The sequence below is a fragment of the Centipeda periodontii DSM 2778 genome (assembly GCF_000213975.1).
Lineage (GTDB): Bacteria > Bacillota > Negativicutes > Selenomonadales > Selenomonadaceae > Centipeda > Centipeda periodontii.
The window spans coordinates 1,626,515-1,642,465 of sequence record NZ_GL892076.1 but is presented as its reverse complement, the minus strand read 5'-3'; the positions used below and the strand labels follow the sequence as shown (position 1 = coordinate 1,642,465).

Annotated in this window: 16 protein-coding genes, 2 pseudogenes and 1 riboswitch; of the genes and pseudogenes, 11 read left to right on the top strand and 7 right to left on the bottom strand. The window is 48.5% G+C overall.

Translation table 11 applies throughout. From position 1 onward, the window contains the following. Window positions 1-14: 14 nt before the first annotated feature. Window positions 15-734, bottom strand: a complete 720-nt coding sequence (locus HMPREF9081_RS07385; RefSeq protein ID WP_280956282.1) for an ABC transporter ATP-binding protein — start codon at window positions 732-734, stop codon at window positions 15-17. Window positions 735-838: 104 nt separating this feature from the next. Here HMPREF9081_RS07385 and HMPREF9081_RS07380 point away from each other — a divergent pair, with 104 nt between their 5' ends. Next, a complete protein-coding gene (locus HMPREF9081_RS07380) occupies window positions 839-1,624 on the top strand; it encodes a Rossmann-like domain-containing protein (RefSeq protein ID WP_006306493.1) in 786 nt (261 codons plus the stop codon). A gap of 66 nt (window positions 1,625-1,690) precedes the next feature. Here the strand turns inward: HMPREF9081_RS07380 and HMPREF9081_RS07375 are convergent, their stop codons facing one another. Then, window positions 1,691-3,637, bottom strand: coding sequence for a TonB-dependent receptor (locus HMPREF9081_RS07375; protein WP_006306492.1), 1,947 nt, complete (start codon window positions 3,635-3,637; stop codon window positions 1,691-1,693). Between the two features lie 128 nt (window positions 3,638-3,765). Next, window positions 3,766-3,917, bottom strand: a riboswitch (molybdenum cofactor riboswitch). 154 nt (window positions 3,918-4,071) lie between these two features. Between HMPREF9081_RS07375 and HMPREF9081_RS07370 the strand changes: the two genes are divergently transcribed. The 3 genes from HMPREF9081_RS07370 (at window position 4,072) to tadA (ending at window position 5,310) form a co-directional block, all read left to right on the top strand. Continuing rightward, on the top strand, window positions 4,072-4,419 hold the full coding sequence (locus HMPREF9081_RS07370) for a histidine triad nucleotide-binding protein (protein WP_006306490.1): 348 nt from the start codon (window positions 4,072-4,074) through the stop codon (window positions 4,417-4,419). Window positions 4,420-4,571: 152 nt separating this feature from the next. Continuing rightward, entirely contained in the window at window positions 4,572-4,850 is a 279-nt protein-coding gene (locus HMPREF9081_RS07365; protein ID WP_006306489.1) for a hypothetical protein, read from the top strand. Beyond that, window positions 4,840-5,310 (top strand): tRNA adenosine(34) deaminase TadA, encoded by a 471-nt coding sequence (gene tadA / locus HMPREF9081_RS07360; protein WP_006306488.1) that lies wholly within the window; start codon window positions 4,840-4,842, stop codon window positions 5,308-5,310. The genes HMPREF9081_RS07365 and tadA overlap by 11 nt, the downstream gene beginning before the upstream one ends. Window positions 5,311-5,415: 105 nt before the next feature. On the opposite strand, the gene HMPREF9081_RS07355 is transcribed toward tadA, so the two are convergent. Beyond that, window positions 5,416-6,321, bottom strand: a complete 906-nt coding sequence (locus HMPREF9081_RS07355) for a metal ABC transporter substrate-binding protein (RefSeq protein WP_006306487.1) — start codon at window positions 6,319-6,321, stop codon at window positions 5,416-5,418. A gap of 288 nt (window positions 6,322-6,609) precedes the next feature. On the opposite strand from HMPREF9081_RS07355, the gene rpsU reads away from it, so the two are divergent. The 5 genes from rpsU to guaA all read left to right on the top strand — a co-directional run bounded on the left by rpsU (window position 6,610) and on the right by guaA (window position 10,607). Then, window positions 6,610-6,792, top strand: a complete 183-nt coding sequence (gene rpsU, locus HMPREF9081_RS07350) for a 30S ribosomal protein S21 (protein WP_005841552.1) — start codon at window positions 6,610-6,612, stop codon at window positions 6,790-6,792. Between the two features lie 79 nt (window positions 6,793-6,871). Next, window positions 6,872-7,315, top strand: a complete 444-nt coding sequence (locus tag HMPREF9081_RS07345; RefSeq protein WP_006306485.1) for a GatB/YqeY domain-containing protein — start codon at window positions 6,872-6,874, stop codon at window positions 7,313-7,315. A gap of 99 nt (window positions 7,316-7,414) precedes the next feature. Next, window positions 7,415-8,542, top strand: a complete 1,128-nt coding sequence (gene recA / locus HMPREF9081_RS07340) for a recombinase RecA (RefSeq protein ID WP_006306484.1) — start codon at window positions 7,415-7,417, stop codon at window positions 8,540-8,542. Beyond that, entirely contained in the window at window positions 8,539-9,030 is a 492-nt protein-coding gene (locus HMPREF9081_RS07335) for a regulatory protein RecX (RefSeq protein WP_006306483.1), read from the top strand. Before recA ends, HMPREF9081_RS07335 begins: the two co-directional genes overlap by 4 nt. Window positions 9,031-9,050: 20 nt before the next feature. Next, window positions 9,051-10,607: a glutamine-hydrolyzing GMP synthase gene (gene guaA, locus HMPREF9081_RS07330; protein WP_006306482.1), complete on the top strand. Its 1,557-nt coding sequence runs from the start codon at window positions 9,051-9,053 to the stop codon at window positions 10,605-10,607. A 29-nt stretch (window positions 10,608-10,636) separates the two neighbouring features. On the opposite strand, the gene HMPREF9081_RS07325 is transcribed toward guaA, so the two are convergent. Then, the gene (locus tag HMPREF9081_RS07325; RefSeq protein WP_006306481.1) at window positions 10,637-11,740 is read right to left on the bottom strand and encodes a site-specific integrase; all 1,104 of its coding nucleotides are present in this window, start codon (window positions 11,738-11,740) and stop codon (window positions 10,637-10,639) included. Window positions 11,741-11,900: 160 nt separating this feature from the next. Here HMPREF9081_RS07325 and HMPREF9081_RS14820 point away from each other — a divergent pair. Beyond that, window positions 11,901-12,011, top strand: a pseudogene (locus tag HMPREF9081_RS14820) (secretion protein HlyD); the annotation flags it as partial. 322 nt (window positions 12,012-12,333) lie between these two features. Here HMPREF9081_RS14820 and HMPREF9081_RS07320 read toward each other — a convergent pair. From HMPREF9081_RS07320 to HMPREF9081_RS14815, 3 genes and pseudogenes are all read right to left on the bottom strand, one after another. Next, window positions 12,334-13,419 (bottom strand): exodeoxyribonuclease VII large subunit, encoded by a 1,086-nt coding sequence (locus tag HMPREF9081_RS07320; protein ID WP_006306480.1) that lies wholly within the window; start codon window positions 13,417-13,419, stop codon window positions 12,334-12,336. Window positions 13,420-13,488: 69 nt separating this feature from the next. Next, window positions 13,489-13,842, bottom strand: a complete 354-nt coding sequence (locus HMPREF9081_RS13250; RefSeq protein ID WP_006306479.1) for a helix-turn-helix domain-containing protein — start codon at window positions 13,840-13,842, stop codon at window positions 13,489-13,491. Window positions 13,843-14,119: 277 nt separating this feature from the next. Then, window positions 14,120-14,934, bottom strand: a pseudogene (locus tag HMPREF9081_RS14815) (IS30 family transposase). A gap of 223 nt (window positions 14,935-15,157) precedes the next feature. Between HMPREF9081_RS14815 and HMPREF9081_RS07305 the strand changes: the two are divergent. After that, on the top strand, window positions 15,158-15,640 hold the full coding sequence (locus HMPREF9081_RS07305) for a hypothetical protein (RefSeq protein WP_006306476.1): 483 nt from the start codon (window positions 15,158-15,160) through the stop codon (window positions 15,638-15,640). Window positions 15,641-15,951 lie beyond the last annotated feature (311 nt).

Here is a 15,951-nt window from a genome sequence, read left to right as displayed (position 1 = left end):
TCACTGCTTTGTTTTTACTGTGGAGGAAGGGGAACGCATGTGCGGCTTTCGGGAACATTATCATATCCGACAATCTTTGCCGTAACCCCGTACAGTTTTTTCAGTCGCTGCTCTGTAATCACATCATTTGTCTGACCGACGAAAAACACGCCGTCCCGTCCCATGACTGCGGTCTGATCTGCACAGTAAAAGGCATGACTGGGGGCGTGCGTCGTCATGATCACCGTGATTCCCGCCGCACTGAGCGTGCGGATACGATTCATCACGAGCACCTGATTGCCGAAATCGAGGCTTGCTGTAGGCTCATCCATGCACAGGAGCTGCGGCTGCTGTGCGATGGCACGCGCCAGGAGGACAAGCTGCCGTTCTCCGCCGCTGATCTTCGTATAGATCTTTTGCGAAAGATGCGCGATGTCAAGCATTTCGATCGCATCGTCCGCAATCCGTTGATCTTTTTTCCCGGGAACGCCAAGACTGCCGATGTGGGCAGCTCGTCCCATCACAACGACATCATGCACGGTGAAGGGGAAGGGGGGCGTATGCACCTGCGGGACGTAGGCGATGCGACGCGCCCGCTCCTGCACGGTCCATGCGGACATATTCTCACCGGATAGAAATATATCACCCGCAAGCGGGGACAGCAGCCCTAGAATCGTCTTGAAGAGCGTTGTCTTGCCGACGCCGTTCGGTCCGAGCAGACAGAGCGTTTCCCCGCGATTGACGGCAAAGGAAATGTTTTGGAAGATGGGAACGCTTCCATAGCATTTTCCTTTCTCGATTGAATCCTCTGAATTGCTGTGTTATCCTAGAATCAACAGATCTGTGAGGAGGTATTTTAGTGAACTACTGGAATCTTTACGATGAGATCATCGCAGGGTTGCCGCAGGATATTTGCATCGATGGCTATGTCGTCAGCTGCCCGTGGACGTATGTCCGTGCCGGTGATCTCGTTGGCGTCTGCATGACGATCCCAGCTTACAGCCGCCCGCGTCTGCGCAAGGAGAGCTTTCTCGGCTGCTCCCTTCGTGAGGCGGGGGAGTATGTGCGCTCGTGGCAGGGGCAGGAGGCATCCATCGCCACGGCCGCTATCAACGCCTACTACAATCAGCCGTCAAAAGTACAGGTGATGCAGGGGTTTCACGGTGAGGATGCATCCGCTGAGACACTGGATGAGCGCAAGAAACTGGAAGCATTCGCCATGTATACGGAGCAGATTCGCGGAAAGAAGGTTGCTGTCGTTGGGCATTTTCCGAACTTCCAAAAGAAGTGGGAACCGATCTGCGACCTATCCATCCTTGAGATGCAGCCGGAGTGGGGGGACTATCCAGCCGAGGCGGCTGAGTTCCTCCTGCCGCAACAGGATTTTGTCTTTATGACGGGGGCGACCTTTGCCAACAAGACCATGCCGCGCCTCTTGGAACTCTCAAGGAATGCTGTGACCGTCCTTGTTGGTCCCTCTGTGCCGATGCATCCATGCCTTTTTGACTACGGGGCAGACGGACTTTCGGGATTCACCGTGACCGATGCCGCCCTTGCTGCCGATCTCGTCCACTATGGATATGGAACGGACATTGCGAGCTGCGGCAAGATGGCGGATGTCCTTCCGCAGAAGAATTTCGCATAGTTACAGCAGAGTTGCCGTACATTCTCGGAACGTACGGCAACTCTGTGTCTTGTATTTCGGCGTGCGTCAGAATGACATATCCACACCTAGCAGGAAGTTTGTTCCCTCTGCCGGATGATAGAGCTTGTCCTGATAATCCCTGTTAAAGATATTATTGACGCGCAGGAAAACGCCAAGATCCGTCTGCGGTTCATAGCGCAGGTCGAGATCCGCTGTAAAATATCCGGTACTGTTCGGATAAGAACTGCCATTCGTCCAACCGCTTACCGCGCGTCCAAGAAGCGTCGAACGCCATTTTCCTTCACGATAGGTCAGACCGAGGTTAAATATTTGATGGGGAATCCCTGTAGCACCTGTTGTTTTTCCGTTTGCCTTGTCCTCTGCACTCATCCACGTATAATTGGCAAAGCTGGAGAAGTTCTGTGTAAATTTGTGCTGATAGCCGAACTCTACGCCGCGAATTTTTGTCTGATCGACGTTGTAATACGGACCGCCGCGTACGAGACGAACAATACGATCCGTAACATCTGTGTAGAATACAGCGAGATCAAGTTCTGATTTTGGACTGAAACGGTGCTTCCAACCAAACTCAAAATTACGGTCACGTTCCGGCTTCGGCACAGGCACATTCGCACGAATATTTGTCGCTGCGGATTTTGCCTGAACAAAAACATGTGTACGACCGACAGAGAAACGTAGCGTATCCGACTTCGTCAAATCATGTGTGATATTGAGAACGGGATCGATGGCGTGGTCCGTACTCTTTATGTTGTTTGCATCCTGTGACAGTGATTCGTGACGCACACCGATCGTCATTCGAGTCTTTGCATTGAAACTCCATGCATCCTCGATATAGAATCCTGTGCGCTTATCCGTTCCCTTATCACTCAAATTTGTGTTGTTCTCATCTGTATGCCAATCGAGCTTGATATATTTTGCGCCAAAACTCAGCTGATGTTTATTGCCGAGTGCGGCAGAGGCATTTGTCTCGATACCATTTCCTGTGGAGAACCAACCACTGCGATACCATTCCAGAGCGGCGTAGCTATAACTTGAGATGCTTCCTCCTTCACTTGTAGAAAGGTTATGCACCCAAAGGTTGTTCTCGTCAATGAGATGATAGTATTTAACATCATATTGCCACTTATCACTCGGACGGCTCTCATACTGAAGAGCTATGTTGGTTTGTTTGAATCCCTTGTAATGCCAGTTGTTGGCCTTGTTGTTCCTTTTTACCGCATTTGGAATATTTTGCGCTAAACTCCAATTGATATTGGCAATAAGTGTCTTCCTTGTAATTGGATCGACGCTATTGGAAATCTCACTGTCCATATTGGAGTAATATCCGCTCAGCATCAGGAAGGATTTGTCACTCATCTTGAACTTGATCTTCCCGTCAAAATACAGTTTGTCATTTGCAGAATTTGGCAAATAACCACCCGTATGACGTTTTGACGCATTCAGAGTATAGCTGATATTTTTATCACTGCCGCTGTAACAAAGGTGCATATCATAGGTATGATGGGAACCGCCCGCAATGCTCAGGCGAAATTTCCCCGCACCGTTGCCGTCCTTCGTCGTCACAAGAATAACGCCGCCCTTATAGTCTGTCCCATACTTGACAGGTCCCGGTCCCTTGATGATCTCAACCTTTGCAATGCTGTCTGCGGGAATCGTAGAGAGATCAGCCGCAGCATTTGATGCAATTCCGTTGAGAGGGAATGCAGGGATGCCGTCGATGTAGACTTTTGTCTGTCCGACTTCTGCGCCACGAATACGCACCATCTTGCTGTTCTTATCCGCCGGTGCCATATAGAGTCCCGGTACCTGCGAGAGGATGTCGGCGAGGTTGCGATAGCCGCGCTCCGCAATCTCCTGCTCTGTGATTGTATTCGTCGTCACAAGATACTTGTCAACGTCCTCAGCCTCGACTGTGATCGCATCGGTCTTATATGCTGAGTCAGCGGCATATACCTGCGGTAGGAACACAAACCCCGCCGCAATTGCCGCCACAAGGGCTGTCTGGTACTTCTGTATTCATTTCATCAATACCTCTCCTTTTCAGTTCACCATACACACAAAAAAGGGACTGTTTCCCGTACAAAGCGCACGACAAACAGTCCCTGCACATAAAAATAGCAGTCCGTTCCTGTCGTTTTCCTTTTCAATACGGGAAGGCTGCCACATTTCTGCGATAACCCTGTGAGCGTAAACATTCCATAAAATGCTTGCTCAGGCGAAATATCATAGGCACTGCGCCCTTAGATATTTTTGCTCGGAAAACAAGTTTATTTAATTGCGAGTTAATTCTACCAAATAGATCGTTACACTGTCAATCACTGTTCTAACAAAGTCGTGATATTTTCGGAAAGACCTTTGAAAAGAGCAGGAATAAACATATTCTTCACGAATTATTTCATTGAGTACATCGAAAGGAAGTGAATCAAATGGCAGACTGTATCTTTTGCAAGATTGCACAGGGGGAAATTCCATCCACAAAGGTATATGAGGATGATCAGGTGCTCGCATTCCGCGATCTCGATCCGCAGGCACAGGAACACGTTCTCATCATTCCAAAGAAGCATCTCGAAAGCGTTCTTGCACTTAAGGCAGAGGATCGGGATTTGGCTGCGCATATTCTGATCGAGGTTGTGCCGGAGATTGCACGCAGTCTCAATATCGATGCGAGTGGTTTCCGACTCGTGACGAATACGGGAGCGGATGGCGGACAGACCGTCGGACATCTCCATTTTCATCTTCTCGGCGGACGTTCACTCACATGGCCGCCGGGCTGACATCAAAATTCATATGAGAGCGTATTAAGGCAGTGTTATGTCACGTTATATTGTGATAAATCCTGCCTTTTTTGTTTAAGTTCCATCGCAGGAAAACGATATTATTGATATAAGATAGAATAGTATGTCAATACCGATGGGAGGTGTCAGCAATGGTAGAACGTATTGAACGAGTGATGCGGATCAAGCGCCTTCGTTTTAACAAGGATGAATTGTTTGAGCGGAGAAAAGGCTTTGAGGAGCGCGAACAGGGCGAGACATTTGCTTCTATTTTTGATGATGAAGTCGAAAAGAGAAAAAAACGTCAGTCGGAAAACGCCTCTTCAAACAGTGCGTATCATTTGGAGGTCGGTCGTCCTACACAATCTCTGTTTTATCAAGGGAAAGCTGATATTTCAGATATGAAGGGGAAACTGCCCCATGCCGGATGATTCCTATGGCATGCGACTGGCACTGGCGGAGGCGCAACGCGCATATGCGCTTGGCGAAGTTCCGATCGGTGCCGTTATTTTGGATGAGGCGGGAGAAGTTATCTCCAGTGGATACAATCTGCGTGAAACAGAGCATGATGCAACGGCACACGCCGAACTGATTGCCATTCAGCGTGCCTGCCGGAGTCTTGGTCGATGGCGTCTCACGGGAATGACACTGTATGTTACCATCGAACCATGTCCAATGTGCGCCGGCGCAATCGTCATGAGCCGAATCAGCCGTGTTGTGTACGGAAGTACAGACACAAAGGCAGGAGCCTGCGAATCGCTCTTCAATATCACAGGATGTCCCGCGCTGAACCATCAACCGGAAATGCGTGCGGGCGTCCTGGCGGATGAATGTGCTGAGATTATCCGACGATTTTTCCACGAACGTCGAAAAAAGGATAAGATATCGTAAGACGCTCATTCTTCATCTCATATGAAATATAGTTTCTCCTGCAAACGTAAAAGACGTCCACAGGCTTTCGCCGCGGACGTCTTTTACGTTGGGGAAATTTGAAATTTACTGCAAGGCTTCCTGCAGTATCTTCATATTCGCTTTCATCGTGTCGATATAGGCGTTCTTTGCCGCTGGCGTCGCTTCGCCGGTCACAACAGGATCTAAGGTGTAGATCTTAGCACCCGTTTCGCGTGCAATGGTCTCGGCAGCAGCAGGGGAGTACTGCGGCTCCGTGAAAAGCACCTTAGACGGAAGAGCGTTGACCTGCTCGATCGTCTCCTGAAGCTCTGTCGGGGTCGGTTCCGTCCCCGGTTCACGCTCTACTACACCGATGATGTTCAGGTTGAACTCCTTTGCAAAGTAGGGGAATGCCTCGTGGAACGTAACGATATCCTTGTGCGGAACATTGTCGAGCGCCGCGTGCATTTCACTCTTGAGTGCCGTGAGCTTTTCGATGTATGCTGCAGCATTCTTTTCATATGCATCTGCGTGTGCAGGATCAGCCTCCTTCAGCTGATCGGCAATATTGCGCACCTGCTGAATGGCATCCGTAACACTCAGCCAAACATGAGGGTTGTCCCCCTCATCATCGTGAATGAGTTCAATGCCGAGCGAGGCATCGATGACCTTCAGCTTCTTCTGCTGCTCGGTCACCTTGTCCATGAAATCCTCCATGCCTGCTCCATTGATCACAAAGGCATCCGCTTTCTCAAGCGTCTTTATATCATCGGTCATCAGCTGATAATCATGCAGACAGCCGGTCTGGGGTTTCGTCATATTATAGACTTCAACGCCGTCCACACCGTCGGTGATGTTGATGGTCGCAACGTACATGGGATAGAATGATGTCACAATACGGAACGGCTCTGCCGTTTTCTTTTCTGCCGTCTGATTCGCTCCGCCACAGCCGACGAGGGCAATGGAAACGACAAGCAGCAGGAGAGATAGAATCTTTGTTGTTCTGTGCATGGGTAACAGGTCTCCTTTATTTAACGCAACTGGAACATTTTGTGAGTTGGAAAACTCACGAACAAAATCATAACGCACACTGAGAGGTAATGTCAATATAAAATATAAAAATTTTTTATCATTGCATACTATGTATAAATAGATGTTCAAGAAAACAGTTGATGATATCCTCAGGTGTTTTGTGAAAATTTGATTACGCGATTGACACGGATTATCTCTATGGGGTATAATGTGCTTGCATCATTTATCGGTGCAACATTACTCCGCGCGTGGAGGGAGGGGAAATGCATGGCAAATGAAATCAAGGTCGGCAAGAATGAGTCGATCGACAGTGCTCTCCGCCGCTTTAAGCGTATGTCACAGAAGGCCGGCACTCTTGCCGAAGTTCGAAAGCGTGAACATTACGAGAAACCGAGCGTTCGCCGCAAAAAGAAGTCTGAGGCAGCGCGTAAACGCAAATACAGGGGCTGATTGCAAAGAAACATCCGTGGACGCTGTGTGCCACGGATGTTTTTCTATCTTTAATACTTCTTTGAAAGGATGAAAACCTATGTCATTGATGGAAAAACTCACCGCTGATATGAAAGAAGCTATGAAGCAAGGAGAAAAGGAGCGCCTCTCTGTCATCCGGCTCGTGCGCGGTGCTGTTCGTCAAGCAGAGATCGACGGAAAAAAGACACTGAGCGATGACGAGATCATCGGTGTAATTACCAAGGAAGTGAAGATGCGCCGTGACTCCATTGAGGAGTTCGAACGCGGCGGGCGCTCGGATCTTGTGGAAAAGACAGAGGCAGAGATTGCCGTTTTGATGCCGTATCTGCCCGAACAGCTCAGTGCAGATGAGATCAAGAAGATTGTCGAGACCGCTGTCGCTGAAGTCGGCGCGACAACGGCGAAGGATATGGGCAAGGTTATGGGTGTCCTTATGCCTCGTGTGAAAGGCCGTGCCGATGGTAAGCTGGTGAATGAAATTGTTCGTTCTCTTTTGAAGTAAATGTCCAACATGGTGAAATCCCCGTACATTCCTTTTGACAAAGGCGCGGGGATTTTCGTATAATTGGGAAGAGAATAGAAGATTAAAGGAGTGCACAATATGGCAGAGAAGGATACCAAGAAGGACAGTAAAAGAGATAAGCCGATGACGCGTGAAGAGGCTCTGGAGAATGCACTCAAGCAAATTGAGAAAACCCATGGCAAAGGAGCCATCATGCGTCTCGGTGAAGCCAAGGCAAATATGAATATTGAGGTGATATCGACCGGTATCCTGCCGCTCGATATTGCGCTCGGCGTCGGCGGCATCCCGCGGGGGCGTATTATCGAAGTGTACGGTCCCGAATCCTCCGGCAAGACGACGGTCACACTCCACATGATTGCCGAAGCGCAAAAGGCGGGAGGGCTTGCTGCATTCATCGATGCAGAGCATGCGCTGGATCCGGAGTATGCACGAAAACTTGGCGTCAATACCGAGGATCTCCTGATTTCGCAGCCGGACACGGGCGAGCAGGCTCTCGAAATTGTGGATGCACTTGTGCACAGCGGTGCCATCGACATCATCGTTGTGGACTCCGTCGCAGCACTTGTGCCAAAATCCGAAATCGAGGGGGATATGGGTTCTTCCGTTGTCGGACTCCAAGCGCGACTCATGAGTCAGGCAATGCGAAAACTTACGGGTATTATCAGCAAGACCCGTACCGTTGCCGTCTTTATCAACCAGCTGCGTGAAAAGATCGGCGTTACCTATGGCAATCCCGAGACGACAACGGGCGGTCGCGCCCTAAAATTCTACGCGTCTGTGCGCATCGATGTCCGGCGCGCCGACTCGATCAAGCAGGGAACCGAGTCCCTCGGCAACCGTACACGTGCGAAGATTGTCAAGAACAAGGTTGCGCCGCCCTTTAAGACGGCAGAGTTTGACATCATATACGGTGAGGGCGTTTCGCGTCTCGGCAGCATTATCGACATGGGCGTCGAGCTGGACATCGTAAACAAGAGCGGTGCATGGTATTCCTATGAGGGAACACGCCTCGGTCAGGGCAAGGAAAATGCCAAGGAGACACTAGAGGAGAAACCAGAACTCATTGCCGAAATCGAGGAGAAGATTCGTACGAAACTTCTTGTCGAAGGAGCAACGCCGAAGAAGAAATCAACATCGAAAAAATTTTCTGCGGAGGAAGAACAGGAGGAACCTGCAGAAGAGAGCATTCCGGAGATGGATGAATGAACGACACCCACGATCAAGAGGAGAAGCGTTCACGAAAAGCAGCAAATAAAACAGCGCTCATGACAGCTGTTGATTACCTTGCACGACAGGCGCACAGCGAAAAGAAACTGCGTGAGAAGCTCACGCGCAAGGGGTTTCCGGCAGAGGAAATCCATGCCGCCATAGCGCGCCTCATCGAGCAACGTTATCTTGACGATACTGACCTCTGTACCCAGCAGTTCATGTATCTCTACAACGACAGCCGGAATTCCGTCCACCAGATCTGTGCGAAGCTCATGCAGCGCGGCTTCGATCATGATCTCGTATGGAGTGTCGTACCGGATGATACCTTTGAGCGTGAGGTTTCTGCAGCGGAGCGCGTACTCGCAATGAAGTATAAACCGACGGACAAGTATCAAAAGATGATGGCAAATCTCTATCAAAAGGGATTTTCAGTCGATGTATCGCATGCTGCCGTACGGAGTTTTACGCAAGATCCAGAAGAATAATACAAGAGAGGAATTCCATTATGAGCAGATCCGATGCCGCAGAGATGATCTTAGTGCTGGATTTCGGCGGGCAATACAATCAACTCATTGCACGTCGCGTTCGTGAGAATCATGTCTATTGTGAGGTATATCCACATACGCTGTCGCTAGACCGCATTCGAGAACTTGCGCCGCGCGGCATCATTCTGACGGGCGGGCCGAACAGCGTCTATGGGCAGGGAGCTGTCACCGCACCAAAGGAACTCTTTTCGCTCGGGATACCGGTGCTTGGAATCTGCTACGGCGCGCAGCTTATGGCGCATCTCTGCGGCGGTAGGGTCGAGACTGCACCTACGAGCGAATATGGGAAGACAGAGGTCGACATCACGGACAAAGCCTCCCTTCTATTTGACGGTATTCCCACAAAAAACATCTGCTGGATGAGCCATACGGACTATATCAGTGTACTTCCTACGAGGTTTCATACAACGGCAAACACGCCTGTTTGCCCGATTGCAGCGATGGAGAATCCGGCGGAAGGGCTTTATGCGGTCCAGTTCCACCCCGAGGTCATGCACACAGAGCATGGAACGGAGATCCTGCGGAACTTTGTCTATCATGTCTGCAAATGTATGGGAACGTGGCGCATGGATTCCTTCGTCCAGAAGGCGATTGAGGAACTGCGTAAAAAGATTGGGACGGGACGTGCGCTCTGTGCACTCTCGGGCGGTGTCGACTCCTCCGTGGCCGCCGTTCTGCTCTCCAAAGCGATCGGCAGCCAGCTCACCTGCGTCTTTGTCGACCATGGTCTTCTGCGTAAGGACGAGGGGGATGAGGTGGAAGCCGTTTTCGGAACATCCGGCACCTATGATGTCAACTTCATCCGTATTAACGCGCGTGATCGCTTTTATGCCAAACTCAAGGGGGTAACGGAGCCGGAGGCAAAGCGTAAGATCATCGGGGAGGAGTTTATCCGCGTCTTTGAGGAAGCGGCACATGAGATTGGTGCGGTGGACTTTCTCGTGCAGGGAACGATCTACCCCGATGTTATTGAGAGCGGGCTTGGCAAATCCGCTGTCATCAAATCGCATCACAACGTCGGCGGACTTCCCGACCATGTGGATTTCAAAGAGATTGTTGAGCCACTTCGTCTCCTCTTCAAAGACGAGGTGCGCGCCGCAGGACGCGAGCTTGGCGTTCCGGACGATCTCGTCGATCGCCAGCCGTTCCCGGGGCCGGGGCTCGGCATCCGCATCATTGGCGAGGTAACGGCAGAGAAGGTTCATATCGTGCAGGAGGCGGATGCCATCTACCGTGAGGAGATTGCAAAAGCCGGTCTCCAAAAGAATCTCGGGCAGTATTTTGCTGCGCTCACCAATATGCGCTCCGTCGGCGTCATGGGTGACGGACGAACCTATGACTATGCCATCGTTCTGCGTGCGGTCGAGACCAGTGATTTCATGACGGCAGAGGCGGCACAGCTCCCGTGGGAAATCCTGTCGAGAGTCACCACACGCATTGTCAATGAAGTCCGCGGCGTCAACCGCGTCCTCTACGACTGCACAGGCAAACCGCCCGCGACCATCGAACTCGAATAAACAAAAATAAGCGCAGAGATCCTTATATTTCAAGGTTCTCTGCGCTTATTTATTTTCTGTGACCCCCGATTGACCCCTTTTGTTGCAGGATCGCTTTCGATGGTGTCAATGATCATATCGCGCTCCTGCGGATACAGGTGAGCGTAGGTTTGTAGTGTAGTCTCGATTTTTTCATGACCGAGGCGTTGTGAAATCGCTATGATCGGTATTCCTCGGTGAATGAGATAGGAGGCATGAGAGTGCCTAAGATCATGAAGGCGAATTTTCTCTATGCCAACCTGTGCAGCTACACGCCTCATTTCATAAGATAATCCATGTTTACCGGTTTCAAATAATCGTGCGTTTGGATTGATTGAATGCTGCGCTTGGATAAACTGCTGGACTTCATCGACAAGAAATGCAGGGATGCTGACATCACGACGGCTCTTTGGTGTCTTAGGCGGGCCGATTATAGTCTTGTTATCTAGCCGTGCGTAGCTTTTGGTTATGTGTATCAAATTTTTGTCAAAATCAAAGTCCTCCAGGGTCAGTGCCAAAAACTCTCCAACACGCATCCCTGTCCAGAAAAGGATTAAAAAAGAAATTCTGTATAGTGGAGTAGTGGTGTGATTGATAAATTTTTGAAAATCATCAACCGTCCAGAATCTCATTGCATCGGCATGACTCTTTCCGATCATCCCTGCTCGTTTTGCTGGGTTAGTTGGTAGACCATAATAATTTACGGCAAAGTTGAAGATGGCTGCAACTTGATTGTTGATAGTACGGAGGTATGTCTCTTGATAATCGCCTTTGACAAGTTCGTTTTGCCACTGCCGTATTTTTGCAGGAGTAATCTGATCGCAGGGCAAATTTGCGAAGAACGGCAATACCTTTGAGGTGAACATATATTCTTTGCTTCGATAGGTTGTAGGTCTTATGCGCGGTTTTATATCTGTCATATACAACTCGTACAGAGCCTGAAAGGACATGGATGGAGCACCCTGTTTCTGCCGATGGAAGTCCTGCTCAAAAAGCTGCGCGTCTTTTTTCTTGGCAAATCCTCGACGTGTAGTCTCTTTTTTTTCACCTGTCCAATCGGTATATTTGATCTTTACGTACCATGTTCCGCGCTTCGTGTCTTTATGGACGGACAAGAGATCATCCCTTTCATTGGTATGATGTCTATGTTATACTCATTTTGCTGTCGCACCTCAGAATCTAGCGATAGGTGGAGGGAGGTGTGTTTCGGTGGATATTCTTATGGAATCACTGATAAAATGAAGTCCGTCAGATTGGCGCAGATTTTTTCGTCCGATTGAGGCAGCAAACCGGACGCATAGCCAAAGCTATGTGGAGGATTTGCTAACGAAAAGCGGGCAAAAAAGATGTGCTAAGATGGCGGTGCTGAATTTATCAGTGCTTCCTTATATCTTTGATGGTTGGTATTGTGGCAAGTTTGATTGCTGCCTTTATCTACGATCGTATCCGTTAGCGACAGCTTAATCTCTGCTTGTGCCTATTGGAGTGACTATCCAAGACGGTGCAACAAAAGCCCCCGCAGGTGACTAATCTGCGGGGGCTTTTGCGGTGTAGAATGATGGACAATCATTCTTATATCTTTGTAGCCCCAGTATAGCACCTTTAAGAGATTATTTCAAGCACTCAAAAAGCTGTAGTAGCGTGTGCGATTTGGTACTACATTCAGAAGTAGTTGGAAAGGTAGTTCTTGGCAACTTCCAGCCCATGATTATGAAAATAATCTACTGAAAAATCCTTTTTTCCTCTTCGTTTCCAATTCAAAAAGCTCTTTGAGATGATTCAGCTCGCTTTTCAGATGAGCGTTCTCCTCAAGTAGTTCGGTGTAGCTTGGTTTTTTTGTGCCCCCAATTTGATTGAGGGGCTTTTCCTTTTTGTTGATGGAGTTCCATTTTATACGGATCAGGTCATCTGCCAATTTTGACGGCGTAATCGAAGCAAGATCAGCGTAGTCATTACATGCGAGTTCATCCGTAGAATGACCCACACCGATTGCAATCGGGTGGCGAGCTTCGTAGATCGTTTGAATCAGCTTGGGATGATTGAAGTCTAAAAAATCATAGATACTGCCACCGCCGCGGACGATGCAGATGCAGTCCAAATCCTTTTGATCCAGCTCTTGAATGCGCTGACTCATGCTCTCAGCAGTCATCACATCGGACAAAAGTTTTACTTCGAACTTTTCTCCGATAAGTGTTATGAAGTCGTTGTATCCGGCGCTTTCTTTCGGTGCAATCACACCAATACAACCGAATCGGGTTTCAATTTTCTGTTTCTGCAGTCCGCTTCTTGAAGGATAATCTTTTTTCCATTGGGCGAGCGTTCTCTTAAATGCAGTAGGTTCATCGAGCGGACGGATGTCAGATGCCTTGACCTGAAGTTTATCTTTGTAAACACCGAGTGTTCCTGTCACCTTGACTCGAGTATCAAAGGAGGGAATATACAATTTCTGATCTGCATACACATAGATACGCTGCTTTGCGGTTGGATCGTTTGTTAAATCGAAATTCGTATAGACGTTATTTTCACTGGAAAAGACTCTGCAAACATCACCGACGACAACAACCAATAATGAGCCGAGTGCGGAAGACACGATTTTTTGATACTGAAGCAGTACATCATCTGTACTTAGTGGAGTTTTCAAGGATTGATACATTTTAGGATCAATCCATTTTTGAAAGGGATGATAGTCTATCCCGTCTGGAATATACCAGCTTTTTGATTCCTTGTCCCATCGGGCATGCAGCGCCTTTACAAGCTCTTTTTCTTCATAGGGGACATTCAGCATAATCTTCATGATGAATCCTTTCGAGGCTTATTTCCTAAAAAGCTTTATGTAAATCCGGAGGGCGCGGGATAAAAGGAACTATTTTTTTCCCGCTACAGCCCCCGCAGCAGTTTCCTCCTTATGTTTCAGATAGTTGATAAACTGCCGCACCTCGCTTGCCATCTCCGGGGTAATATCCTCTATGTCACGCAAGACTTCTTCCTGATAGGAAGGAGTCTTTTCTTTTATGAGTGGAGAAGGGTCGTTTGTTTGCCCCAGTAGATAGTCTAGGCTGACATTAAAGAAATCAGCTATTCGGATCAGCATTGTAGTATCTGGATCCCGTTTCTCATTTTCATAAAAATTATATGACTGTCGACTTATATTTAGAATTTTTGCTAAATCTGTTTGGCTTAGGTTATGTTGCTCACGCAATAGTTTCATTCTGTTCATCTGCAACCCCCTGTTACATTATGTCAACTATTTGTAGCAACTTCAATCATATGCAACATAATATAGCATGTTAAAATAATTTGCTACATTATGTTGGCAACAAGAAAAATATAACGTATTATTTTATTGTCAACAGAATGTAGCAAGTTGGGTGGTGAAGAAATGAAGTGGTTGACAGAAATGATAGTGTCAAGTTTTTTGTGTAAACGTTTCTGCAAGTGTAGCAACCCTAAATTGCAATATCAAATCGGACAGTCGAGAATAACAGAATCAAAATTTATGGACGAAGATTTTTTAGCGCGGCATCGAAGCGCTCTTGTGGCGTTTCATAACCTAGAATTTTGCGTGGCAGCGTATTGATCCAATCCTCTACGCGCTGCACTTCTTCCTCGCTCAAGTTCGTCATATCCATGCCCTTCGGAATGAAATACCGAACGAGTGCATTCTGCTTCTCGTTCGTTCCACGTTCCCAAGGGGCGTAAGGATGAGCATAGTATACCTTCGCCTCCGGAACAGCTTCTTGCAGACGAGCAAACTCGCTCCCATTGTCGTAGGTGATCGTACGAAATACCTGTGAAAATTGTGCCCCATAGAGCTCTCTTCGTTTGGCAAGCCCTTCGGCAACCGCCTCTGCGGTCTTTGCACGAATCTTTACAAGGTGTCTCTTTCGCTTCTTACGTTCATCTACGGCAAGCAGAACAGGATCCGTTCCCTTTTTCTCGACGATGGTGTCAAGTTCCCAATTTCCAAAGGTGGAGCGTTCGTCAACAATAGGGTCACGGCAGTCAATACTCTCACCGAGCGTCCTGCCGTCGTCATGGTTCTTTTTCTCTTTGCGCTTACGACGGCGTACTTCTGTCGCAGGTCGATGCTTTTGACCTTATATTGCTCGTAGTACGTCCAATCGGAACGCTTCTGCGCTACCGTGCTGCGCTTTATTTCCTCGTACAAAGTGGAGCGGGCGATGCCAAGGTCTTTGGCGATTTTCACCTTGGGAACACCAAGACGCAGCATCGCCTCGATCTGCCCACGCTGATAGGCGTTTAAGTGTTTGAATGTGCGGCGTTTTGTGGTAGAATGTGCGTGGGACATACAGAACCTCCTGGTGGTGTTTGTGCAAAGATATTTTACCAGATTGATTCTGTATGTTCTACTTTTTTATGTGTCCGATTTCATTTTACAGTGAACCCTCCACAGCAATTCATTTGACAGAAACGGACTCTTTTGTTATATTAATCTGAGAGATTTGATCGGGTCGCGTACCGATTCCCTGATCTATCTTTCTAGTGTAATAGAAAGGATAGGAGGGACTTTTATGAAATCATTGTTTGATGTCCTATCGCGGGGAATCCTGCTCGCCATGCTGTGTGCGGTGTTTGCTGTCAGTGGTATGCCGCGCGCGCACGCGCAAACGGATGAGGCCGATCTGCGCGGTACCTATGTGATCGAGGATATTGCCCAATCCGCAAAGGTGGCGTCGTTTGACTACGACGAAGGCAGCGGGACATTCACCGTCTATGATATCGGCGATCCGCAGAAGATGTCATTTGCGGGGCGGAACGTCATTGAGGTCGATGGAGATCGCTATGAAAGGCGGTCAAACGGACTCTATGAGAACAGTCGTGGATCCCGCCTTCCCGGCTTTATTGCGGGGGCGCTCGAGTCGTATCGTGATGTAGGTGACCTCCTTCAGGGCGGTGGTTCTGTCACCTATATCGCAACCAAGCCCGGCGATGGCGGTCAGTATGAGTTTGCTCTCTACAGAAAGGACGCGGACTTGAGGAGATGGGATTACTGATACAGATGATCCGGTGTTCTTGCCGAAAAAATGTGGAGAAATAACGTAAAACACAAATGGGGTTGCCGTATGAAGTGAGATGTAGTGCCCCCGAAAAGTTAAACCTGAAAGCGTAGGGAAGAGATTTCCTGCGCTTTTTGTTGGTCGCCGAAGATGCATGATATTCCCAGTTCAACATTTCCCCAAAATATTGCTCTGGACGCAGAATTTTACACTCATGTTTTCGGATTCCTGCTTGCTAAAGTTTTTGAATTGGATTAAAACAACAATGCAAGGATGTTTCTTTTGTATGGACACAGAAAGGAAAATAT

Coding starts and splice junctions, on each gene's coding strand:
- HMPREF9081_RS07335 (WP_006306483.1), top strand. CDS start 8,539: ATGAACGACACCCACGATCAAGAGGAGAAGCGTTCACGAAAAGCAGCA.
- recA (WP_006306484.1), top strand. CDS start 7,415: ATGGCAGAGAAGGATACCAAGAAGGACAGTAAAAGAGATAAGCCGATG.
- HMPREF9081_RS07320 (WP_006306480.1), bottom strand. CDS start 13,419: ATGAAGATTATGCTGAATGTCCCCTATGAAGAAAAAGAGCTTGTAAAG.
- tadA (WP_006306488.1), top strand. CDS start 4,840: ATGCCGGATGATTCCTATGGCATGCGACTGGCACTGGCGGAGGCGCAA.
- HMPREF9081_RS07370 (WP_006306490.1), top strand. CDS start 4,072: ATGGCAGACTGTATCTTTTGCAAGATTGCACAGGGGGAAATTCCATCC.
- rpsU (WP_005841552.1), top strand. CDS start 6,610: ATGGCAAATGAAATCAAGGTCGGCAAGAATGAGTCGATCGACAGTGCT.
- HMPREF9081_RS07345 (WP_006306485.1), top strand. CDS start 6,872: ATGTCATTGATGGAAAAACTCACCGCTGATATGAAAGAAGCTATGAAG.
- HMPREF9081_RS07305 (WP_006306476.1), top strand. CDS start 15,158: ATGAAATCATTGTTTGATGTCCTATCGCGGGGAATCCTGCTCGCCATG.
- guaA (WP_006306482.1), top strand. CDS start 9,051: ATGAGCAGATCCGATGCCGCAGAGATGATCTTAGTGCTGGATTTCGGC.
- HMPREF9081_RS07365 (WP_006306489.1), top strand. CDS start 4,572: ATGGTAGAACGTATTGAACGAGTGATGCGGATCAAGCGCCTTCGTTTT.
- HMPREF9081_RS13250 (WP_006306479.1), bottom strand. CDS start 13,842: ATGAACAGAATGAAACTATTGCGTGAGCAACATAACCTAAGCCAAACA.
- HMPREF9081_RS07355 (WP_006306487.1), bottom strand. CDS start 6,321: ATGCACAGAACAACAAAGATTCTATCTCTCCTGCTGCTTGTCGTTTCC.